Below are 25,148 nucleotides of genomic sequence, written 5' to 3'. Positions count from 1 at the left end.
GTCGTGACCGCCGTCGACGAGAAACCGCTCACTCTCCATTCCCTGGCCCTCAACGAAACGCCGTACCCGCCGCTGGAGTCGGTGCGGAAGGCCATTGCCGACGGCATTCCCGATCTGCATCGCTACCCGCAGTTCTACGCGGACGGCCTGATGGAGTTCATCGCGCGGTGGCGCGGGGTGACGGCGGAATCCGTGGTCGTCGGCAGCGGCTCGGTGGGCGTCGCGCTCCAGGCCCTCCAGGCGTTCACCGACGGCCCGCGGGACGAGGTCGTCTACGGCTGGCGGGCCTTCGACGCCTACCCGATCATCACCGAAATGGCGGGCGCCGGCCGGGTCGAGGTACCGCTCACCCCCGACGGGGAGCAGGACCTGGCCCGCATCCTGGACGCCGTCACCGACCGGACCCGCGTGGTGATCCTGTGCAACCCGCACAACCCGACGGGCACCCCGGTCGAGGCGGGGGCGCTGGAGCGGTTCCTCGACGCCCTGCCCCCGCACGTACTCGTCCTGCTGGACGAGGCGTACATGGAGTTCGCCGGTGACGCCGTGCTGCCGCAGGGCACCGACCTCCTCAAGGCCGGGCGAAGCCGCCTGGTGGTCCTGCGCACGTTCTCCAAGGCGTACGGGCTGGCCGGCCTGCGTATCGGGTACGGCCTGACAACGCCCGAGACCGCCCGCCGCATCCGGACCATGTCGGTGCCGTACTCCATCACCGAGACGGCGCGCACCGCCGTCGTCGCCTCGGTGGGCGCCGAGGCCGAGCTGAACGAGCGCATCGCCGCCCTCACCGCCGAGCGGGCCCGTATGCAGGCCGCGCTCCGCGGGCTGGGCTGGCGGGTGCTGGAGAGCCGCGCCAACTTCCTCTGGCTGGACGAGCCGGAGCGGTGCGCCGCCTTCCACCGGGCGTGTGCCGGTGCGGGGGTCCAGGTGCGGCTCTACCCCGGCGAAGGCATCCGCCTCACCATCGGCACCTCCGACGCCAACGACCTGGTGCTGCGGGCCGCGCGCGGGCTCTGAGCGGACCGGGGAGGCCGGGGCGCCGCACCGGCAGCCCCGCCCTCCCGCTCCTCGAACCCCAAGCTTCCCCGGAAGGGGAGCGAGACCGCCCTCCGACCGAGGGCGCCGAAAGGAACGACCATGGCCAACCCCTTCGACGACCCGGACGGAACCTTCAGGGTCCTGGTCAATGACGAGGGCCAGCACTCGCTCTGGCCGGACTTCATCGACATCCCGGACGGCTGGTCCACCGTCCACGGACCGGCCGGGCGGGAGGCCTGCGCCGAGTACGTCGACACCCACTGGACCGACATGCGGCCGGCCTCGCTGAGCGCCGGCAGTGGCTCCTAGCCCGCAGGGGGAGAAGAATGCGCAGGCTGCGACTGACCGAGGCCGAACAGGGCGAGCTGAACACCCTGGTCGGCCGGTTCCTCGACGCGGGACACGACTGGGACCCGCTGGGCGCCGCCGAGGCCGCCACCGCGGCGGCCCCCGGACTGCCGCTGCGGCTGAGGGAGTTCCTGGCCGAGGCCCGGACCGCGGAGTCCGACATCACGGTGGTCTCCGGCATCCCTCTCGACCCCGCGCTGGTCGCCACCCCCACCGGCTGGGAGGCCGCGGCCAAGTCGGCCGCGGGGCGCCGGGAGGAGGCCGCGCTGCTGTTGTGCGGCTCGGCCATGGGCGACGCCTTCGGCTGGGAGAGCCAGCAGGAGGGGCGCATCATCCACGACATCTGCCCGGCCCCGGGCATGGAGTCCTCACTGACCAGCGCCAGCAGTGAGAAGACGCTCTCCCTGCACACGGAGGACGTCTTCCACCCCTGCCGGGCCGACTACGTGGCACTGCTGTGCCTGCGCAACCCGGACGGCGTGGGGACCACGGTCGCCAGCGTCGAGGACGTCGGCCTTCCGGCCGAGGTCCGCGGGACACTCGCGGAGCCCAGGTTCCGGTTCTTCCCGGACGACTCGCACAGCGGCCCGGTGCCTGGCCGCGAGGGCGGCCCCGCGGCCTACCCCGAGGAGCGGGTGCTGTTCGGCCCGGCCCACGCCCCGTACCTCCGCTTCGACGTGGACTTCATGGCGGGTGCCGACCCGGCGGCGGCCGAGGCGGTACGCGCCACCGACGCGCTGCTGCGCTCCTCGGCGGGACGGGTCGTCCTCCACCCGGGCGACCTGGTCTTCATCGACAACTACAAGGTGGTGCACGGCCGGGACCCGTTCACCCCCCGGTACGACGGCGAGGACCGCTGGCTCAAGCGGGTCAACCTGCTCCGCGACGTCCGCCGCCTCTACGCCCAGGGCCGCGTCCGCTCCCGGCTCGTCCCCGCCTGATCCGCCCTGCCGCGAGGTGCCCGGGGGCCGCCACGTCCCCCGGGCACCACGGCGTGCGCTGCCGCCGGGACTCAGCAGGCGGGCACGGGGAGCAGTGACACCGTCGCCGGCCGGCGGTCCGCCGCGCCGCCCTCCAGGTTGGTCAGCATGGCCCGCCCCAGCGGGGTCAGTTCGTGCCAGGCCATGTTCCGCTCGCGGCGCGTGGTGATCAGCCCCGCCTTCCGCAGTACCGCCGTGTGCTGGCTGGCCCCCGGCCCGGAGATCCCGGCCAGCTGGGCCAGCTCCCCCGTCGTCCGGGGCTCCGTGAGGGCCTGGAGCACCCGCGCCCGGCCCGCGCCGATGAGGGCGGCGAGGGAGCGCTCCCCGCCCGCCGCGGCACCCCACAGGGTCGGGGCGTCCTCCTCCGAGAGCGGGGCCGGCAGGTAGAGCGTCGCCTGCCCCCTGCCGTGGCCCAGCTCCAGGACCCGGCGTCCCCGCTGCTGGTGGAAGAGCGAGGAGGCCAGGCGCAGGCCGTGGCCGGAGAGACGCACCTCTCCGCCCCGCTCGTCGGGCAGCCTCAGCACCGGCTGCTGCCAGCTGCTCCCGCCCGGCAGGTGGGAGAGCAGGTCCTCGACCCCGCCGTGGGCCAGCCTTTCGCGTAACTCCTGCTGGCACCGCCGGACATGGGCCGTGATCTGCCGCCAGTACGGCTCCAGGCCGACCTGCCAGAAGACGTTCAGGGCCTCGCGCAGCTGCTCGCCCGGGGCGCCGGTCCGCAGCTGGGCGGCCCGGGTCTCGTGGGCGCCGCCGAGCGTGAGGCCCATCAGGGCGGACGGTGACGGGAGCCACTGCCCCAGCTGTTTCAGCAGCCCGAGCAGAGGGCCGAGGCCGGGTCGGACCAGGGCCCGCCAGTCGGACAGCGCGGCGTTCGGCGGGGCGGAGAGGGAACGCAGCGCGAAGTACGTCTCGACGTGCGGGAGGACCTCGTCGCCGATGCGCACCTTGAGGAGGTCGTCGAAGGTGAAGTGGAGGTGCTGGGAAGTGGCGCGGCGTCCGGTTTCGGGCATGACCATGTCTGAATCCTTTTCCGGCTGGAACGGAGCGGCGGCAGCCTCGGTCCACGGCATGGCGAGCCGTGACGGGGCCACCGGGGCACCGGATTCCGGGCCGTGCCGGCAGCGGAATCCGTGAAGTCGGCACGCCGGAGGGCGGCCGTGAGGGCGGGGAGGAGGCGCGCGGGGCCGGCTCAGTGCTGCCGGCGTGGGCCCACGGGGCCGGCGCACCGGCCGGCTCGGCCGCGCGCCCGGGCGGGGCGTGTGGAGGCGACGCGTGCGGGCACTCTGATCCTGCTGGCCATGTCTCTGATCCCCCTTGCCGTGAAAGCGACCCGGCCCCGCGGAATGGTCGTCGCACCGGCGAACGCGGGTATGGCCGCCACAGACCTACACTGCCTGCTCGCCGGGCGTCGGAGGGGGTGCCGAAGAATAAGTCAGCGACCGATCTACCCGCGTCGTCAAGGCACCGCCAGCGGGATCTCGCACCACACCGTCTTGCCGTTGCCGCGCGGCTCCACGCCCCAGTCGCTGGTCAGTTCCTCGACCAGGAGCATGCCCCGCCCCGAGGTCGCCTGGTCCGTGGCGGCCCGGCGGCGCGGGGAGGCGGGAGAGGTGTCGGTGACGGAGAGCCGCAGGGCCCGGCCGCCGCCCTCGCGCCGTACCGGGCGGGCGGTCAGAAGGGTCTCGCCGCCGGAGTGCAGCAGGGCGTTGGTGACGAGTTCGCAGGTGAGCAGCACGGCGGTGTCGGCGAGGGAGTCCAGCTGCCAGCCCTCCAGCGCGACCCGCAGATCCTGCCGGGCCGCCCGCAGCGCCTCCGGGTCGCCCGGTGCGATCACCGCCTCCATCAGCTGCGCCGGGGTCGAAGGCCCCGCCAGACGCCGCAGCACCAGCAGTGCCACGTCGTCCTCCTCGCCCGTGTACGGCGCCATCGTGCCCAGCAGGTGGTCCGCCAGCCGCTTCGGCTCCCCGGGCCCCTCCTCCAGCGCCTCCAGGAGCCGGGCGCGCCCCGTGTCGATGTCCTGGGTGCGCGACTCGAAGAGCCCGTCGGTGCAGAGCAGCAGGCTCGAGCCGGGTTCGAGGACGGTCTCGTACGCCGGGTAGACGGGCTGGGCCTCCGGTGAGGTCAGGCCGAGGGGGAGGCCGCCGGGGGTGTCGAGGGAGGCGGTGGTGCCGTCGGCGAGCCGCAGCACGGGGTCCGGGTGGCCGGCCCGCACGATCGTGGTCAGGCCGGTGCGCGGGTCGAGGACGGCGAGCAGGCAGGTGGCGAAGCGCCCGGTGTCGAGTTCGGTGAGGAAGACCGAGCCGCGCGCCATCACGGTCGTCGGCGGGTGCCCCTCGGCCGCGTACGCCCGCAGGGCGATGCGGAGCTGGCCCATGATGGCGGCGGCCGTCACGTCGTGGCCCTGCACGTCGCCGATGACCGCTCCCACCCGCCCGTCGGAGAGGAGCAGCGCGTCGTACCAGTCGCCGCCGATGCCGCCCCGCGCCCGGGTCGGCCGGTAGCGGGCGGCCAGTTCCACGCCGGGCGCGTCCGGGAGGTGGCCGGGGAGCATGGCCGTCTGGAGGCCGGCGGCGAGTTCGTGCTCCTGGTCGTAGAGGAGGGCGCGTTGCAGGGCCTGGGCGATGACCTTGCCGAGGGCGCGCAGCACGGTCTGTTCGTCCTGCGGGAAGTGGGCGCGCCCCTCGTAGGTGAGGCCGACGGCGCCGATGGCGTCGCCCTGCGCGATCAGCGGGAGGTAGACGGCCGCGGCGGCCTGCGGCAGCTCCCGTACGTACGGTTCGAGCGACGGGTACCGCTCGATGAAGTCCTGGCGGCCCAGGAGGAAGACGGCCTCGCGGGTGCGGGCCGCCTCGGTGAGCGGCAGCGGCTGTTCCAGGCGGGAGAGGTGGAAGTCGCGCAGCAGGGTGGCGGAGATGCCGTTGGCGCCGATCAGCCGGATGTGCCCGGCGTCGACCATGCCGAGGATGATGCTGGAGGCGCCGATCTGCTCCAGCAGCTGGTCGGAGGTGAGCGCCTCGGCGAGGTCGTCCAGGGTGAGGGTGGGCACCAGGGTGTCGCTGACGTACCCGACGATGTCGGCCTGGCGCCGCCGCTCGCTGCGGGCGCGCCGCAGTTCCTCGGTCTGGTCGACGGCGCGCAGCTCCTGGCTGGCGTCCCGGATGATCCCGATGACCCGCACCGGATTGCCCCGCCGGTCGGTGATCACGTTGCCCTGGGTGTGGGTCCAGCGCAGTGCCCCGTTCGGGTGCCGCACCCGGAAGTACAGGCTGAAGCTGGACCGCTCCCGCAGCGCCCGTTCCACCTGCTCCTGGACGGCCGGCAGCTCCACCGGCAGCATCCGCTCGCCGAGCATCTCCAGCCGCCCGTCGAACTCCCCGGGCCGGAACCCCATGACCGCCTCGCCGCCCCGGTCGTACCGGAGCTTGCCGTCGGCCAGGCTCCAGGTGAAGCTGCCCATGTTGTTGACGGCCAGCGCCACCCGGGCGGTGGACAAGGGGTCGGACGGCGCCTCGGTCTGCGGATCAGGTTCGCCGGATGCGGCGGCGCTGCGCTGCATGAGCCTCCTCCTGCCCCGGCCCCGGACTGGCCGCGACGGCACTCGGTACGCGGCCGAGGGCCCCCGGCCTCGCCGCACACACGACCCGCCAGGGTGGCCGACCCTCCCATTCTGCGCGGAAACGGGCGGGTGTGCCTGTCCTGGCCGCCCGCCCGGAGACGGTGCGGGCACGGCAGGGCGGAACCGCCCTGACCCCGGGCGGCGGCAGCCCGGAACCCGCCCCTCACCCCGACCGGGGCACCCGATCCGGCCCCCGGTCCCGGGCCTGGTCCCACCGCCGTATCTCCCCGGCCAGCAGCACCGCCACCCCCGCCACGACGAAGAGCGTCGCTCCCATCCCCAGCGCCATGCGCAGCTCCGCCCCCACGACGGCGAGGTAGACCTCGCGGGAGACCCCCACCGTCTCGCGCACCGCTCCGTCCCAGGCGAGATACCGCCCCGCACCGCGTTCCTCGGGCGCATGGAAGTGCGCGTACGGTCCGGCGAAAGTCGAGGCGAGCGTGGCGACCGCCGCCACCAGCCCCCCGCCGAGCCCCAGCTGCGCCCTTCCGGGCAGACACCGGAAGGCGTCCCACAGCGTGGCCTTGCTGACCCGGGCCAGCAGGAGCCGGGCCATCGCCGTCACGAAGACGGGCAGCGCCAGCAGGAGGGCGGCCAGTGGAATCCCGGGGTTCCACTGCGGCGGCACGACACCGGGTATCCAGGTCAGCGCGGCGAGCAGGATCAGCGCACCCCCCGGCACCAGGCCGAACCCCGCGTGTATCAGGAAGCTCCGTCTCATGCGCGTCAGCATCGCACCAGGCCGGAGCGGCAATGCGGCTGCGTCGCGCCCACCCCGCGTGAAAGCATCCCCGCGCACCGCGCGCACGTCGCGCGCCCGCCGACCGGAAGGCCCCCATGTTCACGCTCCCCCTCGGCCCCGAAGGCGCCGAACTCCGCCCGCTGGAGACCTGGCAGGCCGACGCGTTCCTGGCCCACATGGACCGCGCGCGGGAGACCGTGGGCGAGCAGAACGGCCTGCCGGACGTCGTCCGGGACCTCACCGAAAGCCGCGCCTTCCTCCGGACGTACGCGGAGAGGCAGGCGGCCGACAGCGGCAGGCTGTACGGGATCTGGCTGGACGGGACGCTGGTCGGCGGCGTCCTCTTCCGCACCTTCGACCCCGTGCAGGGCGTCGCCGAGGCGGGCTGCTGGCTGGAACCGGCGGCGGTCGGGCGGGGCCTCGTGACGCGGGCCTGCCGGACGGTCATCGACTGGGCGTTCACGGTGCGCGGGATGCGCCGCGTCGAATGGCACGTGGCCACGGACAACGAGCCGAGCATCGCCGTCGCCCGCCGCCTCGGCATGACCCGCGAGGGCGTCCAGCGCTCGGCCTACGTCCACCGGGGCCGACGCCTCGACATGGAGCTGTGGGCGGTCCTGTCGGAGGAGTGGCACAAGCCCGCGTCCTCCTGACCCACCTCACCCGGAGTCCGGCGCCAACTCCCGCACTCTCCCCGCCAGACACGCGGCACAGTCCGCCACCCGCCCGGGCCCGACCCGGCCCCAGTTCTCCTCCGCCTCCCCGAGGTACACCTCCCGCGCGTGCGCCAGCGCGGGCCGGTGCTCCTCGGGCAGGCGGTCGAGCGCCCACCGGGCCGCCGCGTCCTTCGACACGACCTCCCCGGTGGCGAGCGTGACCCAGCCCCGGGCGAGCGTGAGCAACACGTTCCGGGTGTCCTCGGCCAGCTCCCCGAGCAGCCCGGGCACCCCGGCGGCCACCGCCCGCGCCACATCCTCGGCGGGCACCCCGGGCAACACCTCACCCGCCGGCGCCCCCACCAACACCCGCCCGTCCGCCACCACCATCCGCAACAACACCGCGAGATCCGGCTCGACCCGCGCCCCCGGAACCTCCCCGCGCTCGTACGCCTCCCGCAGCCACTCCCCGTACTGGTACTCCTGCCGGGCCGGATACCGCCACGGCACCACGTCCCCGAGCACCACCACGGTCAGCTCCACGGGCCGCCCCGGCGCCCCGGAGATCCCGAGCAGCCGAGCGGTCAGCCCCCGCCGCTCCTCGTCCCAGAGCCCGCGCCGCAGGACCACGAACACGTCGAGATCGCTGTACGGCCGCAGCCCGGTGGTCGTGGCCGAGCCGTACAGGTAGACGGCGACGAGGTCGGGCGCGGGCACCAACTCGCGTACCAGAGCGCCGACTTCCTCAAGCTGATCCGTCATGCAGAGGCGAGGAAAGCGGCCCACGCGGTGCTGCTGAGGGCGAGGGCGGGTCCGGTGGGGTTCTTGGAGTCACGAATGTGGACGGTGGTGGGGGTGGGGCAGGTGCAGGGGGAGACCTCTACGCAGGCTCCGCCGCCGCCGTCGCTGTAGGTGGACTTGTGCCAGGTGAAGGCCGCTTCGACGCAATTGCCCCCGCCCCCGTCGCTGTAGCTCGACTTGAACCAGTTGAGGGTCTTGCTCATTCCGTCTCTCCTGCCAACCGCTTGATGAAGGCCACGGAGTCGTCAGGACTCAGTGCCTGTGCCCGGATCTTCGCATAGCGATGGGTGAGTTGAGACACCTCCGCAGGCTGGCTGATCAGCAGTCCTTGGTCCTCAATTTCCATGTACACGACATGCTCATGCTCCTTGGTCTCTACGAGCTTCATCGAGCCTCGGTCACCAGCGTGACGGCCGTTCAACCCTCGTTCTATAGGCAGGACTTGGACGCTCACGTTCGGACGCTCGGCGTCCTCTACCAGGGCAAGCAGTTGCCCCCGCAGGATCTCGTAGGAGCCGAAGGGCCTGCGCAGCACGGACTCCTCCAAGACGAGCTCAAGGTAGGGCGGGTCCTCTCGGTCGAAGATCGCGCGGCGGCTTCTGCGAGCTTCGACCAATTCTTCACGCTTTGACTCAGCGGCCGGCGGATAGCTTCCCCCGATCAGTGCACGTGCGTACTCCTCTGTCTGAAACAGGCCGTCGACCACGAAGTTCTCGTACGTCGAGATGCTGAGCGCCTCCGCTTCCAGTATCGAGAAGTCCCGGAACCGCTTCGGGAACCGCTCCCTGAGGATGTACGGGCGTGCGACCGTGAACACCCCCAGGCCCTCGCCGATGGCGGGTTCCAGTGCCACCAGCATTTCGCCGCTGACCGGTTGGGCCCGGGTCTCGACGGCGCTGATCGCGGACCCGGTCCAGCCGATCAGATCGCCCAGTTGGTCCTGCGTGTAGCCCTTTCTCTTCCGCAGGATGCGAACGATCTCGGCCACGAGGCCGCTCGCGGGACGGTCGTCCTTCTTCGTGCTCTCTTCGCGCCCCAATTCGGTCACCCCTGACCCCAAACGAACTCAAATGGTCTCGTCGCGTACCCGCCGACTTCCCACTGTTGGCAATCATCGACAGAGAGTCATGGAAACGGTACTGCCGGGGTACTTCACTGGTCCTATGAATACGGAAAGTCACGCGACGGAACTGGACTGGGTGCCCTCCTGCGGGGTCCAACTGCGCAAGGCGGGCGTGCGGTTCGACGCTGTGCGGGTGGACGGGTGTGCCGGGCGGCTGATCGCTGAGGCGATGGCGCAGATGACCTTGGGCGAGCCGGGGCCCGTGGTGGAGGAGGTCAGGCGCAGGCGGGCGGTGTACTTCCTGGTGCCGGTCGGGTCGACGGGGCACCGGAGTTGGCCGGACGGGGTGACGCGGCTGACGGGGGAGGCGGGGCGGATCGCGTTCATCCCCGTACCGGCGCTGAGCGGGTGGACGTGGCCGCTGCGGTGGCGGCACCAGCCGGGGGCGACGGGGCAGTTGGTGCATCCGCTGCTGCTGCGGAGCACCCTGCTGGCGTGGGCGGCCGGCGACTTGGGGGTGCTCGGGGAACTGGAGGAGAACCCTCCGGCGCCCCCTATTCACTCGGGAGAGTGAATATCACTCTGTGCGGGCCCAAAATGCCTGTTCGGGCTTGCCTTCGCCCTTTTGGCCGCACATAGAGTCGCCGCTGAACGGCGCATATGCCCGCTCATAGGAAAAGCCCCCGGTGCTGAGCACACGGGGGCAGACGTACACGGGAGTTGCCGCTCCCTGCCGTCGCGACACCAGGAAGCAAAGACCTTCCCGAATGCGCATTTACCGTAGCGCGCCCAAGCGCTCTTTCACCAGTCTCCCCAACGCCACGACGCGCGACAAGCACCTTTCGTGGGCGGCGATGGGCATCCTCTCGTACCTCCTCGGGCTCCCTGACGGCAGCAGGACCTCGGTACGCCAGCTCGCCGGACTCAGGGCCGAAGGGCGCGACCGTGTGGCCGCCGCCCTGCGGCAGCTGGAGGAGTTCCGGTACCTCCGCCGGGTCAGGCGTCAAGGCCCCACGGGCCGCTTCACCACCGACTACGAGGTCTTCGACGTCCCGTACGTCGACGAGCCCGACGCGTCCGCCGAGCCGGGTGTGGCGAGCCTGGGCGAGGTCTGCGTCGCGGTGTCCGGAAACCCGGCCTCCGGTGGACCGGCCGTCGGCGCCCCCGGCCCTACCCTTACGGGCAAGACGGGGAGTACAAGACCCCCCACCCTGGGAGTCCCCTCCCCCGGAGCGGACGGCCCTCAGGCGCCGGACGCGGGCTGCGGCGAACGCCGCCCGAAGCGCCGCCGGGCGAGGCGCGAGGCGGCGGAGGAGCTGGTTCCCGCAGGACGACTGGCGGCCGCGCGGGCCGAGTCGGCGGTCACCCTCCCCGGACCGCGCGCACCGCTGGACGACCGTCCCGCCGAACCCGCCGAAACGGCAACCCAGACTCCGCCCACGCCAACCGCCACGGGCCCTGTGACCTCCCCGCCCCCGCCAGAGCCCTCAGGCGCCCCTCCCATCGTCTGGGAGACCTCCGAGGCGGCCGAGGGTGAGGTTCCGCCTCCCGACCCCGCAGACGCGCCCCAGCGGCCTCGCCGCGAGGAACCTCTCACCGGGAGCGCCGAGGTGCTGTCGCGGCTCGGGCAGCGGGACCGGCGGCTGACCCTCGGGGCGGACGAGGCACGGCAGCTGGCGCCGCTGCTGGACGAGTGGTTCGCGGTCGGTGCCGACGAGGCGTCCGTGTTCCACGCGCTGACCAGCGGCCTGCCACCCCGGGTCCACGCGGCGGCCGCCCTGGTCGCCGACCGGCTACGCCGTAAGAAGCCCGCCCCACGCGCCCCGAAACCCCGCCCGGCCTCCCGGCCCCGGTGCGTCAACTGCAACGCCAACATGTTCCAGCCGGGCCTGTGCAACGCCTGCGTCCGCGAACGGGCCCGCTACGGCGACCTGCCCCCGGACCCGACCGACTACTCCGTGACCCCGGAGACCGCCGCCAGGGGCGCCGCCGCCGTACGGGCCGCGTTCCACGTCAACGGGCCCGCGAGAGGGTCGCAGCTCAGGGGGGTGCCGTTGCCGGGGCCGGGCGTGACCCCCGCCTGGTGAACAGGCAGGGGGCGGGGTGGCTCAGCCCTCGGTGACCAGGCCCTCGTACTTGGCCGCGTCGAGGAGGTGGTTCATCGCCGGCCCCACCTCGATGACCTGGCCGACCTGCGGATGTTCGACGTAGACGATGTCTCCCAGCAGCGACTGGGCGAAGTGGGCGAGCCCGGCCCGGGCCCTGCCGCCCTCCGGCACCCCCACCCACATGTGCTCTTCGGTGTACTTCAGCTCCGCCGGAACGCTCACAGATCTCTCCTCCGTGCTGTACGGGTTCTCAACGCTCCGGGGGATGAGCGGCCCGGCCGCCCGACACGGCCCTGCGCGGCAGCGGGAGGCCGGGCGGACGGGCCGGAGGGCCGGTAGGCCCTGGCACAAGGCACCCCGTCACCCGCCCGGCCCCCTCAAGCTCGCCGCCCCCTCTGGCCCGGCGGAGGGTGGGATGGCCTCGGGTCGGCCGGGGCGAGTCGGGGTGCCGTCGTCGTGGAGGGCCGGAGTATGGGCAGGGGAGCGAGGGCGCGGGCCGGGGTTGCCGTGGTGGCGGGCGTGGTGCTGGTGGCGGGGTGCCAGGGGGCCGGGGGCGAGGGCGGGCCCGAGCGGTCGCGGGCAGCGGGGGCGGGGGAGAAGGTACCCGGGTCGCAGGCGCCGGTGACGCCCGCCGCCGACGAGCCCGATCCCTCCGTACGGCAGGCGCAGGAGGAGTGCCGCAAGGAGCAGCGGACCTCCTGCTACACCTTCGACCAGCTGCGGACCGTCTACGGCGTGAAGGAGCTGAAGGCGACCGGCAAGGGGCAGACGGTCGCGGTGGTCATGCCGGTGGGGTCGCCGGTGCTGGAGACCGACCTACGGGCGTTCAGCGAGAAGCTGCGGCTGGCGGCGCCGCAGATCGAGGTGGTGCGGCACGGGCCCGCCTCGGGCGAGGCCGCGCCCTTCGACTGGGACAGCGACGTCATGGTCTCGCAGGCCAAGGACACCACCCTCGCCGTACAGGCGGTCCACGCCATGGCGCCCGAGGCCAAGGTGGTGCTGCACCAGGTCGACGCGGCACCGGGCGAGGCCGACGAGGGGCTGACGGCGGACGGGGCGCGGCGCCTCGCCGACGTGGCGCGCCAGGTCATCGAGGACGACTCGGCCGACGTGCTGTCGGTCAGTTTCGCCGTCCCCGAGAAGGGGGAGCTCGGGCGGGAACTGCGCACCGAGTTCAAGGAGATGGCGCCGGTCTTCCTCGACGCGGCCCGCAAGGGCATCACCGTGGTCGCGCCCGCCGGGGACGGCGGCGCCGCCCCGACCGAGGAGGACGGCAAGCCCGTACGGGGTGTCTCCTGGCCTGCCTCCGACCCGAGCGTGTTCGCGGTCGGCGGGCTGCGGCTCGGCCTCGACGACGAGGGGCGGCGGACCGACCCGGACGTGGTCTGGGAGGACCGCGCGGGCGCCTCCGGCGGCGGCGTCTCCGAGGTCTTCGCCCGCCCTTCCTACCAGAACCGGGTCGAGCCGGCCGTCGGCGACAAGCGCGGCGTCCCCGACCTCTCCCTGACCGCCTCCGGCGACGGCTCGACCATGATCCACTTCACCGAGGGCGGGAAGACCCCCAGCTGGGTCCCGATGGCCGGAACCAGCCTGGCCGCCCCCCTCTTCGCCGGCCTCGTCGCCGATGCCGACCAGGAGGCCGGCGACCGCGTCGGCCGCCTCCACCACCACCTCTACGAACTCGGCCGCGACGTCGACGCCGGCCGCAAGGCGGGCCTCCTCGACATCACCCACGGCACCAACGGCGACGACGGCCACCGCGCCACCCGGGGCTACGACCTGGCCAGCGGGCTGGGGACGCTGGACGCGTCACTGCTGGTTCCTGCGCTGACGGAGCGGTGAGCGGGGCGCCCGGGGGCGCTGGGCTCAGCGGGCCTCCGCCTCCCCGGCCGCCCGCTCCACCCGCTCCCGGTGCCGCGCCCAGCTCTCCGCGTCGTCGGTCGCCAGCGCGTCCTTGCCCCGGATCCACCCGGCTGCTCCGTCGAGGAGTTCGCGGAGGATGTCGGCGTGGCCCGCGTGACGCTGGGTGTCGGCGTTGACCCGCACCATGATGTGGTGCAGCGTGACCGCGCTCCGCTCCTCCGGCCACCACGGAACGCGGCCCACCGCGTCCAGGGGGAGCGCGTCGAACGTGGCCTGCGCGTGCTCCCAGGCCCGTCGGTACAGGCCGGTGATCTCCTCGCGGGACTCGTCCGGGGTGGCGTACATGTCGGCGTGGGGGTCGTCGGTCTCGGTCCACCACCACGAGGGCGGGGGCTGCTCCTCCGTGAAGTACGGACGCCCGAAGGTGTCCCCGAAGTAGCCGAGTTCGACACCGGAGAGGTGTTTCACCAGGCCGAGGAGGTTGGTCCCGGTGGGGGTGAGGGGCCGCCTGGCGTCGTACTCCGACAGGCCGTCGAGTTTCCAGAGCAGGGCTTCCCTGGACTCTTGGAGGTAGCGGACTAGGTCGGCTTTGTAGGTGGGGTCGGGGTTGGGTTGGGTCATGGGGGGAGTGTGGCTCCTGCCACTGACACGGCACCGGCGAGATCGCCGTCGATCTGGCCGACGGTCGCACCTTCACCCCGGATCTGGACGAACTGCCGACCCGAAACGCGGGCCGGGGCGCGCTGATCAGCCGGGAACACGACACCCCTGCGTGTCAGCGAGTGGGGGTGTGCTCGCCGCTCGCTTCGGCCGGGAGGAGCTCGACGGTGTAGGCGGCCGGGTCGTCGTCGATGCCGAGGACGAGACTGACCAGATCGCGCGCATTCTCGTGCGCCTCGGCCCAGGTGCGGCCCTGGGTGACGTTCTGCTCTCCCTCCGGAAGTCCGTCGACGCGCACGACCCAGAAGGGTTCCCGACGCTCTGCTGTTGCCTTGTACGAGGAGTCGCGGGAGTTTCCCGCCGCGCTGGCGGGCGGTTCGACTACGACGACGGGTACGGGGTCGAGGCCGCGGCCGGTCACGGGGCGGAGGGAGGGGCCCGGCCGGATGCCGTGCGGGAGGCGGTGGCGGAACGGTTCGCTCCTGGGCGGCGACGCGGACCCGCCGAGGTGGTGGCGGCCGCCGGGGCCGCATTCCCCGGCTTCGACGGCCACGTGAGGAGCCTGACCCGCTCTGACGACTCGCCGACGACCCTGACTACCCCCCGACCACCTTCGCCGCGAAGGCGTCCAGGTTGGTCATCATGCGGGCCACCCGCTCCTCGACCGTCAGCGACTCCTCCTGCCGCCCCGAGCGCAGCTTGGGCTGCCGCTTGCCGCGTACGTAGAGGGGGCAGGCCAGGTCGGAGCAGAGGTAGATGCCGACGGTGTTGCCCTGGCGGCCGCGTGGGCCGGCGAGCGGGGCGGTGAAGAGGGTGACGCCGGAGGAGGCGTGGCCGGTCAGGCAGATCTGGCAGAGGCTCGACTTCATGGCGCTGGTGCGGCCGACGGCCGGGACGCGCAGGGAGACGCCGAGCGGGCCCTCGTCCGCGCGCGGGACGACGAGGTGGGCGCGGAGCGGCGCGCCCGGGTCGACCCAGCCGAGGAAGTCGAGATCCGGCCAGGGCAGCTCGGCGAAGTCGAGCGGGAGGCGCAGGCGGGCGGCCTCGCCCTTCGTGCTGTTGACGAACGAGGTACGGATCTGTTTTTCGGTCAGTGGGTCCACGGGGGACGACCCTAGGGCGGAGTCGGTGGGCGGTGCACGGAGTTTTTCGTGCCGTGCCGTGCCGTGCCGTGCCGGGGGCCGTGGGCGGGGCGGGAGGGGCCGGAGCGCCGACGGAGCGTCATATACCGGCCGCACAGGCGTGGTCTGCGTCATGTCCGGGGGAAATCTGTTCGCTTCCGGTCGCGATGGGGGACCCTGGGGGCGTGAAAAAGGTTCTGGTGGTGGGCGGGATCGGGGTCACGGCGTCCCTCGGGTTCGTCGGGCTGCTCTTCGTCGGCACGCTGGCGGCCGCCGGGTCGCTGGCGGGCGGCGCGGCGGGGGGTGCGGTGGGGCTCGCCAAGGGCGCCGTACCGGCGCAGTACCAGAGCCTCGTGCAGAAGTGGGGCAACCTCTGCCCGGCCATCAACCCGGCCCTGCTCGCCGCCCAGCTCTACCAGGAGAGCGGCTTCAACCCGAAGGCGCAGAGCCCCGCCGCCGCCCAGGGGATCGCCCAGTTCATCCCCGGGACCTGGGCCACCCACGGCATAGACGGCAACAAGGACGGCGTCCGGGACGTGTGGGACCCGCAGGACGCGATCCCCTCGGCCGCCTACTACGACTGCGAGCTGGCCAAGTACGTCAAGGACGCCCCGGGCGACCCGACGCACAACATGCTCGCCGCGTACAACGCCGGGCCGTACGCCGTCATCAAGTACGGGGGCGTGCCGCCGTACAGCGAGACGCAGAACTACGTGAAGACCATCACCGACCTCTCCAAGAGCTTCGCCCGGCCGGTGACCCGGGTCGAGCCCTCCAAGCAGGCGGCGCAGGCCATCCAGTACGCGCAGCAGAAGCTGGGGACGCCGTACCTGTGGGGCGGGACGGGTACCGCCGAGCAGGGCGGGCGGTTCGACTGCTCGGGGCTGACGCAGGCGGCGTACCGGACGGCGGGGATCGAGCTGCCGCGCGTCGCCAACGACCAGTACAACGCCGGGCCGCACCCCTCGCGGGACGAACTGCTCCCGGGCGACCTGGTCTTCTTCTCCGACGACCTCACCAACTCGCGCGCCATCCGCCACGTCGGGATCTACGTGGGCGGCGGCTACATGATCGACGCCCCGCGCCCGGGCGCCGTCGTCCGCTTCTCCAAGATGGACACCCCGGACTACTTCGGCGCCACCCGTGTCACGGCGGCGGGGGCCGAGGCGCTGCCGACGGCGCCCGCCGAGGAGCAGAAGGCCGAGGAGCAGGCCGAGGAGCAGGCCGGGGAGCAGGCGGAGGAGCAGGAGGAGAGCCCGGAGGGCGCGGCGGATACGGAACCGGGTGACGAGGCCCGGCGCGAGGAGAGCGAGACGCCCGAGGGCCGTTCGGACGAGGCCGGGGGGCCGTCGGTGTCAAGGGCCCCTACGTCCTGAACGCGCACGGTAAGGTGGCTTGAACTCTGTGTCAGATTCCGGCTCTGAGCTGCGAGGATGGATCTCTCTTCGATAACAGGAGGGTGATCGTTCCGTGGAGGGTGGAACGGCGCGCGGGCCCACAGGCGTTTCCTGGTCGGGGGCAGCACGCCGCACTGACCACGCAGCAGCACGCACCGGACGGACCGTCACCACGGTGGTGGCGGAACCGTCGCTTCGGACCACGGGGGTTGCGAAGGCAGAAGAGGCACGCGCGAAGGTGTGCCGGCAGGCGAGCAGACAAGGGGCCGCACCGCGATGGCTGGACTGGAGACCACCGGGTCGAACCCCGACGTGGGTCTGCTCTACGACATCAACGGCCTCGCCGCCACCGCCCCCGACTGGGTCGACCGCGTCGTCACCTTCGCCGGGGAGTACGGGCTGATCCTCGCCCTGGTCCTGCTGACCGTGTGGACCTGGTGGCGGGTGCGGCGCACCGCCTGCCGCGAGGAGGCCGCGGGCGCGGTCGCCGCCGTGGTCTGGGCGCCTCTGGCGGCGGGCATCGCCCTGCTGGTCAACATCCCGATCCGCGGTTTCGTCGCCCGCCCGAGACCGGCCGAACAGCACCGCGGCATCGAGGAACTCGTCGCCGGCCGCGCCGACTTCTCCTTCGTCAGTGATCACGCCACCCTCGCGATGGCCCTCGCGGTCGGCCTCTTCATCGCCCACCGCCGGGCGGGCCTGGCCGGTATCGCCCTCGCCGCCCTGCTCGGCTTCAGCCGCGTCTACCTCGGCGTCCACTACCCCACCGACGTCATCGGCGGCCTCGCCCTCGGCACCGCCGTCACCCTCCTCCTCTCCCCCCTCGCCTCGGCCCTCCTCGCCCCGCTCACCAAGCTCATCGCCCGCTCGGCGACGGTGGGCCGCCTGGTCTGGTCCCCGAGGGGCACCCGGGACGAGGCCGTCCCGGTGGAGGAGGAGCGGGAGCGGGAGCAGGGCCGGGAGCGGCAGGAGGACGGGGTACGCCAGGAGTCGGGCGCCGTCGGCGTCAGCCGCCGCCGGGACCGCGACCTGGCCGCCTGAACGGGCTGCCCGGCCGGAAGGCTCAGGCTGCCGCGACGGGGCTCAGCCCGTCCTCGTACGCCCCGTGCCCCTCGGCGTCCGACCGCGCCTTCGACCGGGCTCTGCGCGCCGGTCCCCGCCACCCGCAGGTGCAGTGCGCGGTACAGAAGCGCCCCTTCTCCACGGTGGTGGTGAGATGGGGCGCGGGGGGTGCTGTCGGCTCTGCCACGACTTCCACGGTACTCGTCCGCCTCCCGGCCTCAAGTGCCGGTGTGCTGTTCCTTCGGGCGGGATGCGCCCCAGCCGTTACTTGACCGATCGTTCTTGAATCTCCTAGGGTCCGGGCGTGGCCAGATCCAAGGAATTCGACCCGGACGCCGCCCTCCAGTCAGCCCTTGAGCTGTTCTGGCGCCAGGGCTACGAGGCGACCTCGATGGCCGACCTCGTCAGCCACCTCGGCATCGGGCGCGCCAGCATCTACGCCACCTTCGGCAACAAGCACGAGCTGTATCTGAAGGCGCTGGACCGGTACAACGAGAACCGGGACCCTGGACTGCTGGGAGAGCTGTCCCAGCCGGGCCCCGCGCTGCCGGCCGTGCGCGCGGTGGTGCGGCGGTTCGCGGCCGAGGCGAGCTCCGGCGAGCACCGCGCCGACGGGTGCTTCGTCACCAACACCGCCGCCGAACTGGCCGCGCGGGACCCCGCCGCCGCCCGCCGGGTCGAGGCGAGCTGGTCCCACATCGAGACCCTGCTGCACTCGGCCCTGGTCCGGGCCCACGCCCAGGGGGAACTGCCCGCCGGCCGCGATCCGCGGGCCCTTGCCCGGATGCTGCTGGTGCTGATGCAGGGGCTGCGGGTGGTCGGCAAGGCGTCGGACGAGCCGGGCCGGGTACGGGACGCCGCCGAGCAGGCGCTGCGGCTGCTGGACTGAAGGTGCCCCCTGTCGAGCAGGGGGCTTGCTTCTGACCATGAAATGGAACGCTCGGTCAAAAACTAGGGGGAGTCATCATCATGACCACACGCTTCACGGGCAGGACCGTCCTCGTCACCGGCGCGGGCTCCGGCATCGGCCGGGCCGTCGCGCTCGCCTTCGCCGCCGAGGGAGCCTCGGTCGTCGCCGCCGGGCGCACCGCCGCACCGCTCGACGAGACGGTCGCCCTGATCGGGAAGGAGGGCGGTACGGCGGCCGCGTTCACCGCAGACGTGTCCCGCTCCGAGGAGGTCCGGGCGCTGGTCGACCACACCGTCGCCCGCTTCGGCAGCCTCGACGTGGCCGTCAACAACGCCGGTGTCTTCCGGGGCGGCGGCCCGGTGGCCGACCTCCCCGAGGAGGACTGGCGCGGCCTGGTCGACATCAACCTCACCGGCGTGCTGTTCAGCCTCCAGACCGAGATCGCCCGGATGCGCGAGCAGACCACCGGCGGCGCCATCGTCAACCTCGCCTCCAACCTCGGCGCCCACCGCCGCGTCCCCGGGATCGCCGGATACATCGCCACCAAGGCGGCCGTCTCCGCCCTGACCCGCGCCGCCGCCCTGGACCACATCGCCGACGGGGTCCGCATCAACGCGGTGAGCCCGGGGCCGTCCGCCACCTCCATGTCCCTGCTCCCCGGCGAGAACGGCACCGCCCGCGCCACCCGCATGAAGCAGGACTCCCCCTTGGGGCGCGTCTCCACCACCGCCGAGATCGCGGCGGCGGTGCTGTACCTGGCCTCACCGGAGGCCGCCTCGGTGGTCGGGGCGGACCTCGTGGTGGACGGGGGCGCCGCCGCCTGAGCCGGCGGGTGCGGGCCGGCGGTGTGGTCAGAGCCGTACGGCCCGCCCCTTGGCCCCAACGGGGCATGAGGGAAATGGCCCCTCTGTGTCATGTGCCGACCGAGGGCCCCTGCCTACGCTGGGGGATCGGTCGGCGGCGTGGGAAGGGGCGAGGGCGGATGGGCGGGATGCGCGGTGGGGGCGTGCAGGACGCCGTGGCGCTCGCGGAGATAGAGCTGTGCGGGGAGTTGATGATCGTCGCGTCGACCGCTGCCGGGGAGCGGCTGAGTTTCGCCGTGATCGACGAGGTGCTGCGGGTGCGGGAGACCCGGGTGCCGGTCGGTGCGGGGTGCTGGGGCGAGGAGTAGCCGGCCCCGCCCCCGAGACCCCTCCCCGAGACCCCTCGGGGGTATCCCGCGCCCGCCTGGAGCGTCAGGTGCGGAGCATGCGGGCGATGGCCTTGGTGGCCTCTTCGACCTTGGCGTCGATCTCGTCGCCTCCCTTGAGGGCGGCGTCGGCGACGCAGTGGCGCAGGTGCTCCTCCAGAAGCTGGAGGGCGAAGGACTGGAGGCCCTTGGTGCTGGCCGAGACCTGGGTGAGTATGTCGATGCAGTAGACGTCCTCCTCCACCAGGCGCTGGAGGCCGCGGATCTGCCCCTCGATGCGGCGCAGGCGTTTGAGGTGTTCGGCCTTGTTGTGGTGGTAGCCGTGGATGCCCCGGTCGTGGTCGGTGACGATCTCGGCCCCTGTCGCCTCGGCCGCCTCGCCCGTCCCCGCTGTCTCGTTGGTCACGTCCGCCCCCTGGTGCGCCTGCGTGTCCGGGGTGTCGCCCGGTGTGGTTCCCCGCTGGTCGGCGGAGGGTGCGGCGGGGTTCGGGGCTCCGGCCTCGGTGGTCGTCATCGCGTCCTCCTGGAGGGGGTGTCGGGGGTCGGGGCGGGGTACTCAAGCGAGAAGTCGTATCGTCGGCTTGGTGTCGGACGATGTCCGGTACCAGCCAAAACCAGCCAGTACCACCCTCCTCATATACCCCTAGTGGGTATATGGTACCGAACTTCGCCATACTGAGGGCTGGCCGGTTAGCCGTGGCCGGATGATGCGCCTAGCATCACCCTGACCGAATCCAGAGCACCCCGAGGACCCCACGTGCGCTTTCGTCTGACCCCCAGGGAGACGAGCTTCTACGACATGTTCGCCGCCTCTGCGGACAACATTGTCACGGGCTCGAAGCTCCTGATGGAACTGCTCGGGGCGGACCCCTCCGCTCGGGCCGAGATCGCGGAGCGGATGCGGGCGGCGGAGCACGCCGGGGACGACGCGACCCACGCGATCTTCCACCAGCTGAACTCCTCCTTCATCACCCCGTTCGACCGGGAGGACATCTACTCCCTGGCGTCGTCGCTCGACGACATCATGGACTTCATGGAGGAGGCCGTCGACCTGGTCGTGCTGTACCAGATCGACGAGCTGCCCAAGGGCGTCGACATGCAGATCGAGGTGCTCTCGCGCGCCGCAGAGCTGACCGCCGAGGCGATGCCGAACCTCCGCACCATGCAGAACCTCACGGAGTACTGGATCGAGGTCAACCGGCTGGAGAACCAGGCGGACCAGATCCACCGCAAGCTGCTCGCCCACCTCTTCAACGGCAAGTACGACGCCATGGAGGTGCTGAAGCTCAAGCAGATCGTCGATGTGCTGGAAGAGGCGGCCGACGCCTTCGAGCACGTCGCCAACACGGTGGAGACCATCGCGGTCAAGGAGTCCTGACGCTCGTGGACACCTTCGCGCTGGTCGTGACGATCGCCGTCGCGCTCGGCTTCACCTACACCAACGGCTTCCACGACTCGGCGAACGCCATCGCCACCTCGGTCTCCACCCGGGCCCTCACGCCCCGGGCGGCGCTCGCCATGGCCGCCGTCATGAACCTGGCCGGCGCCTTCCTCGGGCAGGGCGTCGCGAAGACCGTCAGTGAGGGGCTCATCGAGACGCCCCACGGCGACAAGGGAATGTGGATTCTCTTCGCCGCGCTGGTCGGCGCCATCGTCTGGAACCTCATCACCTGGTACTTCGGCCTCCCCTCGTCCTCCTCGCACGCCCTGTTCGGCGGCATGGTCGGCGCGGCCCTGGCCGGCGGCATCGGCGTCATCTGGACCGGGGTGCTCGACAAGATCGTCATCCCGATGTTCCTGTCCCCGGTGATCGGCCTCATCGCCGGTTACCTGGTGATGACCCTGATCATGTGGATGTTCCGCCGGGCCAACCCGCACAAGGCCAAGCGCGGCTTCCGCATCGCCCAGACCGTCTCGGCGGCCGGCATGGCGCTGGGCCACGGTCTCCAGGACGCGCAGAAGACGATGGGCATCGTGGTGATGGCCCTGGTCATCGCCGACGTCCAGCAGGCCGGCGACGAGATCCCGGTCTGGGTCAAGGTCGCCTGCGCCCTGATGCTCTCGCTCGGCACCTACGCGGGCGGCTGGCGCATCATGCGGACCCTGGGCCGGAAGATCATCGAGCTGGACCCGCCGCAGGGCTTCGCCGCCGAGACCACCGGCGCCTCGATCATGTTCGCCTCGGCCTTCATGTTCCACGCGCCGATCTCCACCACCCACGTGATCACCTCCGCGATCATGGGCGTCGGCGCCACCAAGCGCGTCAACGCGGTCCGCTGGGGCGTCGCCAAGAACATCATCCTCGGCTGGTTCATCACCATGCCGGCCGCCGCCCTGGTCGCCGCGGTCTGCTTCTACGCGGTGAACTTCGCCTTCCTGTAGCGAGGAGCCGGGCCAGGGGGTGTGAAGGCACCCCCTGGCGCCCGAGGCCGTACGCGAACGGGCCCGCACCCCTGGGAGAGGGGCGCGGGCCCGTTCGCGTACCCCCGCCCCTGGTGGAGCGGGCGGGTCCCCGCGGTGGCACCGCCATGCAGCACCGCGGGAGGCTGGGGGGGTGTCCGGGTCAGCCGAAGCGGCCGGAGATGTAGTCCTCGGTGTCCTGGACGGACGGGTTGGAGAAGATCCGCTCGGTCTCGTCCATCTCGACGAGCTTGCCGGGGCGGCCGACACCCTCCAGGTTGAAGAAGGCGGTGCGGTCGGAGACGCGGGCCGCCTGCTGCATGTTGTGGGTGACGATGACGATGGTGAACCGCTCCTTCAGCTCCCCGATCAGGTCCTCGATGGCGAGGGTGGAGATCGGGTCGAGCGCCGAGCAGGGTTCGTCCATCAGCAGGACCTGCGGCTCGACCGCGATGGCGCGGGCGATGCACAGCCGCTGCTGCTGGCCGCCGGAGAGGCCGGAGCCGGGCTTGTTCAGCCGGTCCTTGACCTCGTTCCACAGGTTGGCGCCGCGCAGGGACTTCTCGACCACGTCGGAGAGGTCGGCCTTCTTGGTCTTGCCGTTGAGGCGCAGCCCGGCCGCCACGTTGTCGAAGATCGACATGGTGGGGAAGGGGTTGGGGCGCTGGAAGACCATGCCGATGGTGCGGCGGACCGCGACCGGGTCGACGGAGGAGCCGTACAGGTCCTCGTCGTCCAGCATGACCTTGCCCTCGACGCGGCCCCCGGGGGTGACCTCGTGCATGCGGTTGAGGGTGCGCAGGTAGGTGGACTTGCCGCAGCCGGACGGGCCGATGAAGGCGGTCACGGAGCGGGGCTCCACGGTCATCGAGATGTCCTCGATGGCCTTGTGGGTGCCGTAGTAGGCGGTCAGGCCGCTGACGTCGATTCGCTTGGCCATCTGTACTCACACTTTCCGCGTGGCCCCGCGGACGGAGCCGGTTGTCGTGGCCGTTAGCGGCCGGTCTTCGGGGCCTTCCAGCGGGCGATGCCGCGGGCCGCCAGGTTCAGGACCATGACGAAGGCGATCAGGACGAGGGCCGCTGCCCAGGCGCGGTCGATCGAGGCCGTCTGGCCCGCCGCGTACTGCTGGTACACGTAGAGCGGCAGGGAGGACTGGCCCTGTTCGAAGGGGTTCATGTTGATGAGGGGGTTGCCCCACACCAGCAGGAGCACCGGGGCGGTCTCGCCGGCGACGCGGGCCACGGCGAGCATGACGCCGGTGGTGATGCCGCCGACCGAGGTGGGCAGCACCACCTTGAGGATGGTGCGCCACTTGGGGACGCCCAGGGCCAGCGAGGCTTCGCGCAGCTCGTTGGGGACCAGCTTCAGCATCTCCTCGGTGGAGCGGACCACCACCGGCATCATCAGGATGGCCAGCGCCAGCGCACCGGCGAAGCCGGACGGCTGGAAGCCGAGGATCATGATCCAGGAGCTGAAGATGAACAGGCCCGCGACGATCGAGGGGATGCCGGTCATGACGTCCACGAAGAACGTGACGGCCTTGGCGAGCTTCCCGGTGCCGTACTCGACCAGGTAGACCGCGGTGAGCAGACCGATCGGGACCGCCATCAGGGTGGCGAGGCCGACCTGCTCCAGGGTGCCGACGATCGCGTGGTAGATGCCGCCGCCGGTCTCGGCGTCGCCGATCACGCCCATCGAGTGGCTGAGGAAGTACCCGTCGAGGACCTTGACGCCCCGTTCGAGGGTGACCCACAGCAGGGAGAGCAGCGGGATCAGGGCGAGCACGAAGGAGGCCCAGACCAGGCTGGTCGCGAGGCGGTCGCGCGCCTGGCGGCGGCCCTCGACGCGGGCGGTCAGGGCGAAGTTGGCGGCGACGAACAGCAGGCCGGCGATGAGGCCCCACTGGACCTTGCTGCTCAGCCCGGCGGCGAGCCCGGCCGCGCAGCCGGCGGCGACGGAGCCGAGGGCGACGACCCAGGGCGTCCAGCGCGGCAGCCGCGCGGAGCTGAGCCGGGGGGCGGGGCCGCCGGCGGTAGGGGTGGTGGTCGCGGTGCTCATGCGTTGGCCCCCGAGTACTCCTTGCGGCGGGCGATGATCGCCCGGGCGCCGCCGTTGACCAGCAGGGTGATGACGAAGAGGACCAGGCCGGAGGCGATGAGCGCGTCCCGGCCCTGCTCGCTGGCCTCGCTGAACTTGCTGGCGATGTTCTGGGCGAAGGTGCCGCCGCCCGGGTCGAGCAGGCTGACGATGATCGTGAAGCTCGGGGAGAGGACCGTGGCGACGGCCATGGTCTCGCCGAGCGCGCGGCCCAGGCCCAGCATGGAGGCGGAGATGATGCCGGAGCGGCCGAAGGGCAGCACCGACATGCGGATGACCTCCCACCGGGTGGCGCCGAGCGCGAGCGCCGCCTCCTCGTGCATCTTGGGCACCTGGAGGAAGACCTCGCGGCTGACGTTGGTGACGATCGGCAGGATCATGATCGCCAGCAGGATGCCGACGGTGAACAGGGAGCGGGCCGCGCCGCCCTGGTAGGACAGGACGCCGGTCCAGCCGAAGAAGTCGTCGAACCACTCGTAGAGCCCGCCGAGGTGCGGGACGAGGACGAGGGCGCCCCACAGGCCGTAGACGATCGAGGGGACCGCGGCCAGCAGGTCGATGACGTAGGCGAGCGGGGTCGCCAGGCGCCGGGGCGCGTAGTGCGAGATGAACAGGGCGATGCCCACCGCGATCGGCACGGCGATGACCATCGCGATGATCGAGCTGATGATCGTGCCGTAGACCAGCACGGCGATGCCGAAGTCCGGCGGGTTGTCGTTGGCGTTCCACTGGAACGAGGTGAGGAAGTTCCCCTCGTTGACGGTGAGGACGCCGACCGCGCGGTAGGTCAGGAAGACGGCGATGGCCGCCATGATCACCAGCAGGGTGATGCCGGAGCCCCGGGAGAGGCCGCGGAAGACCCGGTCGCCGAGGTGGGTGACGGTCCGGCGGGGCGCGGGGGCGCCGTCCTGCTGGGGCGGCGTCCCGCCTTCGGGGGCGGGCCGGGCGCCGGAGCCCTGGTCGTGCGGGGCCCCTGTTCCCGGTGGGGTGTGTATGGACATGTCCATCTATTTCTCCGGTCTGCGGGCGCGGGGGGCCGGCGGTGGCCAGCTTCCGTGCCCTGGTGGCGGCGGTGCACCGGAATCGAGCGGATGGGG

General features: G+C 72.2%; 28 protein-coding genes. 14 read left to right on the top strand and 14 right to left on the bottom strand.

What is annotated here, in order from left to right; translation table 11 throughout:
* Positions 1 to 3: 3 nt before the first annotated feature.
* From OIM89_RS14055 to OIM89_RS14045, 3 genes are all read left to right on the top strand, one after another.
* Positions 4 to 1,017: a histidinol-phosphate transaminase gene (locus tag OIM89_RS14055; protein ID WP_047466127.1), complete on the top strand. Its 1,014-nt coding sequence runs from the start codon at positions 4 to 6 to the stop codon at positions 1,015 to 1,017.
* Between the two features lie 120 nt (positions 1,018 to 1,137).
* On the top strand, positions 1,138 to 1,347 hold the full coding sequence (locus OIM89_RS14050; protein WP_023418532.1) for an MbtH family protein: 210 nt from the start codon (positions 1,138 to 1,140) through the stop codon (positions 1,345 to 1,347).
* A gap of 17 nt (positions 1,348 to 1,364) precedes the next feature.
* Positions 1,365 to 2,327 carry a TauD/TfdA family dioxygenase gene (locus OIM89_RS14045; RefSeq protein ID WP_030696152.1) on the top strand — a complete coding sequence of 321 codons (963 nt, stop codon included), beginning with the start codon at positions 1,365 to 1,367 and terminating at the stop codon, positions 2,325 to 2,327.
* 71 nt (positions 2,328 to 2,398) lie between these two features.
* On the opposite strand, the gene OIM89_RS14040 is transcribed toward OIM89_RS14045, so the two are convergent.
* From OIM89_RS14040 to OIM89_RS14030, 3 genes are all read right to left on the bottom strand, one after another.
* Entirely contained in the window at positions 2,399 to 3,379 is a 981-nt protein-coding gene (locus OIM89_RS14040; protein WP_151168721.1) for an ArsR/SmtB family transcription factor, read from the bottom strand.
* 440 nt (positions 3,380 to 3,819) lie between these two features.
* Positions 3,820 to 5,919, bottom strand: coding sequence for a SpoIIE family protein phosphatase (locus OIM89_RS14035; RefSeq protein ID WP_047466123.1), 2,100 nt, complete (start codon positions 5,917 to 5,919; stop codon positions 3,820 to 3,822).
* Between the two features lie 223 nt (positions 5,920 to 6,142).
* Complete coding sequence (locus tag OIM89_RS14030; RefSeq protein WP_264491319.1) at positions 6,143 to 6,700, bottom strand: hypothetical protein; 558 nt, start codon at positions 6,698 to 6,700, stop codon at positions 6,143 to 6,145.
* 116 nt (positions 6,701 to 6,816) lie between these two features.
* On the opposite strand from OIM89_RS14030, the gene OIM89_RS14025 reads away from it, so the two are divergent.
* The gene (locus tag OIM89_RS14025) at positions 6,817 to 7,374 is read left to right on the top strand and encodes a GNAT family N-acetyltransferase (RefSeq protein ID WP_264491318.1); all 558 of its coding nucleotides are present in this window, start codon (positions 6,817 to 6,819) and stop codon (positions 7,372 to 7,374) included.
* A gap of 6 nt (positions 7,375 to 7,380) precedes the next feature.
* Here OIM89_RS14025 and OIM89_RS14020 read toward each other — a convergent pair whose 3' ends face one another.
* From OIM89_RS14020 to OIM89_RS14010, 3 genes are read right to left on the bottom strand one after another with little or no spacing between them, the layout of a single operon-like run.
* Positions 7,381 to 8,139, bottom strand: coding sequence for an aminoglycoside adenylyltransferase family protein (locus OIM89_RS14020; RefSeq protein ID WP_264491317.1), 759 nt, complete (start codon positions 8,137 to 8,139; stop codon positions 7,381 to 7,383).
* Complete coding sequence (locus OIM89_RS14015; protein ID WP_101276079.1) at positions 8,136 to 8,381, bottom strand: DUF397 domain-containing protein; 246 nt, start codon at positions 8,379 to 8,381, stop codon at positions 8,136 to 8,138. The genes OIM89_RS14020 and OIM89_RS14015 overlap by 4 nt, the downstream gene beginning before the upstream one ends.
* Positions 8,378 to 9,226, bottom strand: coding sequence for a helix-turn-helix domain-containing protein (locus tag OIM89_RS14010; RefSeq protein WP_264491316.1), 849 nt, complete (start codon positions 9,224 to 9,226; stop codon positions 8,378 to 8,380). The genes OIM89_RS14015 and OIM89_RS14010 overlap by 4 nt, the downstream gene beginning before the upstream one ends.
* A 115-nt stretch (positions 9,227 to 9,341) precedes the next feature.
* Between OIM89_RS14010 and OIM89_RS14005 the strand changes: the two genes are divergently transcribed.
* Both OIM89_RS14005 and OIM89_RS14000 read left to right on the top strand, forming a co-directional pair.
* Positions 9,342 to 9,815 (top strand): hypothetical protein, encoded by a 474-nt coding sequence (locus tag OIM89_RS14005; RefSeq protein ID WP_264491315.1) that lies wholly within the window; start codon positions 9,342 to 9,344, stop codon positions 9,813 to 9,815.
* A gap of 193 nt (positions 9,816 to 10,008) precedes the next feature.
* Positions 10,009 to 11,328: a hypothetical protein gene (locus OIM89_RS14000; protein ID WP_264491314.1), complete on the top strand. Its 1,320-nt coding sequence runs from the start codon at positions 10,009 to 10,011 to the stop codon at positions 11,326 to 11,328.
* A 21-nt stretch (positions 11,329 to 11,349) separates the two neighbouring features.
* Here OIM89_RS14000 and OIM89_RS13995 read toward each other — a convergent pair whose 3' ends face one another.
* Complete coding sequence (locus tag OIM89_RS13995) at positions 11,350 to 11,571, bottom strand: hypothetical protein (protein ID WP_195730672.1); 222 nt, start codon at positions 11,569 to 11,571, stop codon at positions 11,350 to 11,352.
* 249 nt (positions 11,572 to 11,820) lie between these two features.
* Between OIM89_RS13995 and OIM89_RS13990 the strand changes: the two genes are divergently transcribed.
* The gene (locus OIM89_RS13990; RefSeq protein ID WP_226964149.1) at positions 11,821 to 13,191 is read left to right on the top strand and encodes a S8 family serine peptidase; all 1,371 of its coding nucleotides are present in this window, start codon (positions 11,821 to 11,823) and stop codon (positions 13,189 to 13,191) included.
* A 24-nt stretch (positions 13,192 to 13,215) separates the two neighbouring features.
* Here the strand turns inward: OIM89_RS13990 and OIM89_RS13985 are convergent, their stop codons facing one another.
* The 3 genes from OIM89_RS13985 to OIM89_RS13975 all read right to left on the bottom strand — a co-directional run bounded on the left by OIM89_RS13985 (position 13,216) and on the right by OIM89_RS13975 (position 14,975).
* Positions 13,216 to 13,833 carry a DinB family protein gene (locus OIM89_RS13985; protein ID WP_195730671.1) on the bottom strand — a complete coding sequence of 206 codons (618 nt, stop codon included), beginning with the start codon at positions 13,831 to 13,833 and terminating at the stop codon, positions 13,216 to 13,218.
* A gap of 154 nt (positions 13,834 to 13,987) precedes the next feature.
* On the bottom strand, positions 13,988 to 14,425 hold the full coding sequence (locus OIM89_RS13980; RefSeq protein WP_264491313.1) for a hypothetical protein: 438 nt from the start codon (positions 14,423 to 14,425) through the stop codon (positions 13,988 to 13,990).
* Positions 14,426 to 14,468: 43 nt separating this feature from the next.
* Positions 14,469 to 14,975 carry an FBP domain-containing protein gene (locus tag OIM89_RS13975; RefSeq protein WP_047466092.1) on the bottom strand — a complete coding sequence of 169 codons (507 nt, stop codon included), beginning with the start codon at positions 14,973 to 14,975 and terminating at the stop codon, positions 14,469 to 14,471.
* Between the two features lie 203 nt (positions 14,976 to 15,178).
* Between OIM89_RS13975 and OIM89_RS13970 the strand changes: the two genes are divergently transcribed.
* The 5 genes from OIM89_RS13970 to OIM89_RS13945 all read left to right on the top strand — a co-directional run bounded on the left by OIM89_RS13970 (position 15,179) and on the right by OIM89_RS13945 (position 19,533).
* Positions 15,179 to 16,369: an NlpC/P60 family protein gene (locus OIM89_RS13970; RefSeq protein ID WP_226964152.1), complete on the top strand. Its 1,191-nt coding sequence runs from the start codon at positions 15,179 to 15,181 to the stop codon at positions 16,367 to 16,369.
* A 297-nt stretch (positions 16,370 to 16,666) separates the two neighbouring features.
* Positions 16,667 to 17,431 (top strand): phosphatase PAP2 family protein, encoded by a 765-nt coding sequence (locus OIM89_RS13965; RefSeq protein ID WP_264491312.1) that lies wholly within the window; start codon positions 16,667 to 16,669, stop codon positions 17,429 to 17,431.
* Positions 17,432 to 17,756: 325 nt separating this feature from the next.
* The gene (locus OIM89_RS13955) at positions 17,757 to 18,341 is read left to right on the top strand and encodes a TetR/AcrR family transcriptional regulator (RefSeq protein WP_195730669.1); all 585 of its coding nucleotides are present in this window, start codon (positions 17,757 to 17,759) and stop codon (positions 18,339 to 18,341) included.
* Positions 18,342 to 18,421: 80 nt separating this feature from the next.
* Positions 18,422 to 19,186, top strand: coding sequence for an SDR family NAD(P)-dependent oxidoreductase (locus OIM89_RS13950; protein ID WP_264491311.1), 765 nt, complete (start codon positions 18,422 to 18,424; stop codon positions 19,184 to 19,186).
* 158 nt (positions 19,187 to 19,344) lie between these two features.
* Positions 19,345 to 19,533 carry a hypothetical protein gene (locus tag OIM89_RS13945; RefSeq protein ID WP_008408997.1) on the top strand — a complete coding sequence of 63 codons (189 nt, stop codon included), beginning with the start codon at positions 19,345 to 19,347 and terminating at the stop codon, positions 19,531 to 19,533.
* Between the two features lie 64 nt (positions 19,534 to 19,597).
* Here the strand turns inward: OIM89_RS13945 and OIM89_RS13940 are convergent, their stop codons facing one another.
* Complete coding sequence (locus OIM89_RS13940) at positions 19,598 to 20,065, bottom strand: metal-sensitive transcriptional regulator (protein WP_047466078.1); 468 nt, start codon at positions 20,063 to 20,065, stop codon at positions 19,598 to 19,600.
* Between the two features lie 243 nt (positions 20,066 to 20,308).
* On the opposite strand from OIM89_RS13940, the gene OIM89_RS13935 reads away from it, so the two are divergent.
* Both OIM89_RS13935 and OIM89_RS13930 read left to right on the top strand, forming a co-directional pair.
* On the top strand, positions 20,309 to 20,929 hold the full coding sequence (locus OIM89_RS13935) for a DUF47 domain-containing protein (RefSeq protein ID WP_023418554.1): 621 nt from the start codon (positions 20,309 to 20,311) through the stop codon (positions 20,927 to 20,929).
* A gap of 5 nt (positions 20,930 to 20,934) precedes the next feature.
* The gene (locus OIM89_RS13930; RefSeq protein WP_030696176.1) at positions 20,935 to 21,933 is read left to right on the top strand and encodes an inorganic phosphate transporter; all 999 of its coding nucleotides are present in this window, start codon (positions 20,935 to 20,937) and stop codon (positions 21,931 to 21,933) included.
* 181 nt (positions 21,934 to 22,114) lie between these two features.
* Here OIM89_RS13930 and pstB read toward each other — a convergent pair whose 3' ends face one another.
* The 3 genes from pstB to pstC are packed head-to-tail and all read right to left on the bottom strand — an operon-like array spanning position 22,115 to position 25,058.
* Positions 22,115 to 22,891 carry a phosphate ABC transporter ATP-binding protein PstB gene (gene pstB, locus OIM89_RS13925; protein ID WP_030696177.1) on the bottom strand — a complete coding sequence of 259 codons (777 nt, stop codon included), beginning with the start codon at positions 22,889 to 22,891 and terminating at the stop codon, positions 22,115 to 22,117.
* A gap of 53 nt (positions 22,892 to 22,944) precedes the next feature.
* A complete protein-coding gene (gene pstA / locus OIM89_RS13920; protein WP_030696178.1) occupies positions 22,945 to 24,012 on the bottom strand; it encodes a phosphate ABC transporter permease PstA in 1,068 nt (355 codons plus the stop codon).
* Positions 24,009 to 25,058: a phosphate ABC transporter permease subunit PstC gene (gene pstC / locus OIM89_RS13915; protein WP_030696179.1), complete on the bottom strand. Its 1,050-nt coding sequence runs from the start codon at positions 25,056 to 25,058 to the stop codon at positions 24,009 to 24,011. The genes pstA and pstC overlap by 4 nt, the downstream gene beginning before the upstream one ends.
* Positions 25,059 to 25,148 lie beyond the last annotated feature (90 nt).

The sequence above is a fragment of the Streptomyces sp. BI87 genome (assembly GCF_025957665.1).
GTDB classification, from domain to species: Bacteria; Actinomycetota; Actinomycetes; order Streptomycetales; family Streptomycetaceae; genus Streptomyces; species Streptomyces albidoflavus.
The sequence above is the reverse complement of the archived record's forward strand: the minus strand, read 5'-3'. Positions and strand labels throughout refer to the sequence as shown.

Coding starts and splice junctions, on each gene's coding strand:
- OIM89_RS14050 (WP_023418532.1), top strand. CDS start 1,138: ATGGCCAACCCCTTCGACGACCCGGACGGAACCTTCAGGGTCCTGGTC.
- OIM89_RS14045 (WP_030696152.1), top strand. CDS start 1,365: ATGCGCAGGCTGCGACTGACCGAGGCCGAACAGGGCGAGCTGAACACC.
- OIM89_RS14040 (WP_151168721.1), bottom strand. CDS start 3,379: ATGGTCATGCCCGAAACCGGACGCCGCGCCACTTCCCAGCACCTCCAC.
- OIM89_RS14035 (WP_047466123.1), bottom strand. CDS start 5,919: ATGCAGCGCAGCGCCGCCGCATCCGGCGAACCTGATCCGCAGACCGAG.
- OIM89_RS14030 (WP_264491319.1), bottom strand. CDS start 6,700: ATGAGACGGAGCTTCCTGATACACGCGGGGTTCGGCCTGGTGCCGGGG.
- OIM89_RS14025 (WP_264491318.1), top strand. CDS start 6,817: ATGTTCACGCTCCCCCTCGGCCCCGAAGGCGCCGAACTCCGCCCGCTG.
- OIM89_RS14020 (WP_264491317.1), bottom strand. CDS start 8,139: ATGACGGATCAGCTTGAGGAAGTCGGCGCTCTGGTACGCGAGTTGGTG.
- OIM89_RS14015 (WP_101276079.1), bottom strand. CDS start 8,381: ATGAGCAAGACCCTCAACTGGTTCAAGTCGAGCTACAGCGACGGGGGC.
- OIM89_RS14005 (WP_264491315.1), top strand. CDS start 9,342: ATGAATACGGAAAGTCACGCGACGGAACTGGACTGGGTGCCCTCCTGC.
- OIM89_RS14000 (WP_264491314.1), top strand. CDS start 10,009: ATGCGCATTTACCGTAGCGCGCCCAAGCGCTCTTTCACCAGTCTCCCC.
- OIM89_RS13990 (WP_226964149.1), top strand. CDS start 11,821: ATGGGCAGGGGAGCGAGGGCGCGGGCCGGGGTTGCCGTGGTGGCGGGC.
- OIM89_RS13985 (WP_195730671.1), bottom strand. CDS start 13,833: ATGACCCAACCCAACCCCGACCCCACCTACAAAGCCGACCTAGTCCGC.
- OIM89_RS13965 (WP_264491312.1), top strand. CDS start 16,667: ATGGCTGGACTGGAGACCACCGGGTCGAACCCCGACGTGGGTCTGCTC.
- OIM89_RS13950 (WP_264491311.1), top strand. CDS start 18,422: ATGACCACACGCTTCACGGGCAGGACCGTCCTCGTCACCGGCGCGGGC.
- OIM89_RS13945 (WP_008408997.1), top strand. CDS start 19,345: ATGGGCGGGATGCGCGGTGGGGGCGTGCAGGACGCCGTGGCGCTCGCG.
- OIM89_RS13940 (WP_047466078.1), bottom strand. CDS start 20,065: ATGACGACCACCGAGGCCGGAGCCCCGAACCCCGCCGCACCCTCCGCC.
- pstB (WP_030696177.1), bottom strand. CDS start 22,891: ATGGCCAAGCGAATCGACGTCAGCGGCCTGACCGCCTACTACGGCACC.
- pstA (WP_030696178.1), bottom strand. CDS start 24,012: ATGAGCACCGCGACCACCACCCCTACCGCCGGCGGCCCCGCCCCCCGG.
- pstC (WP_030696179.1), bottom strand. CDS start 25,058: ATGGACATGTCCATACACACCCCACCGGGAACAGGGGCCCCGCACGAC.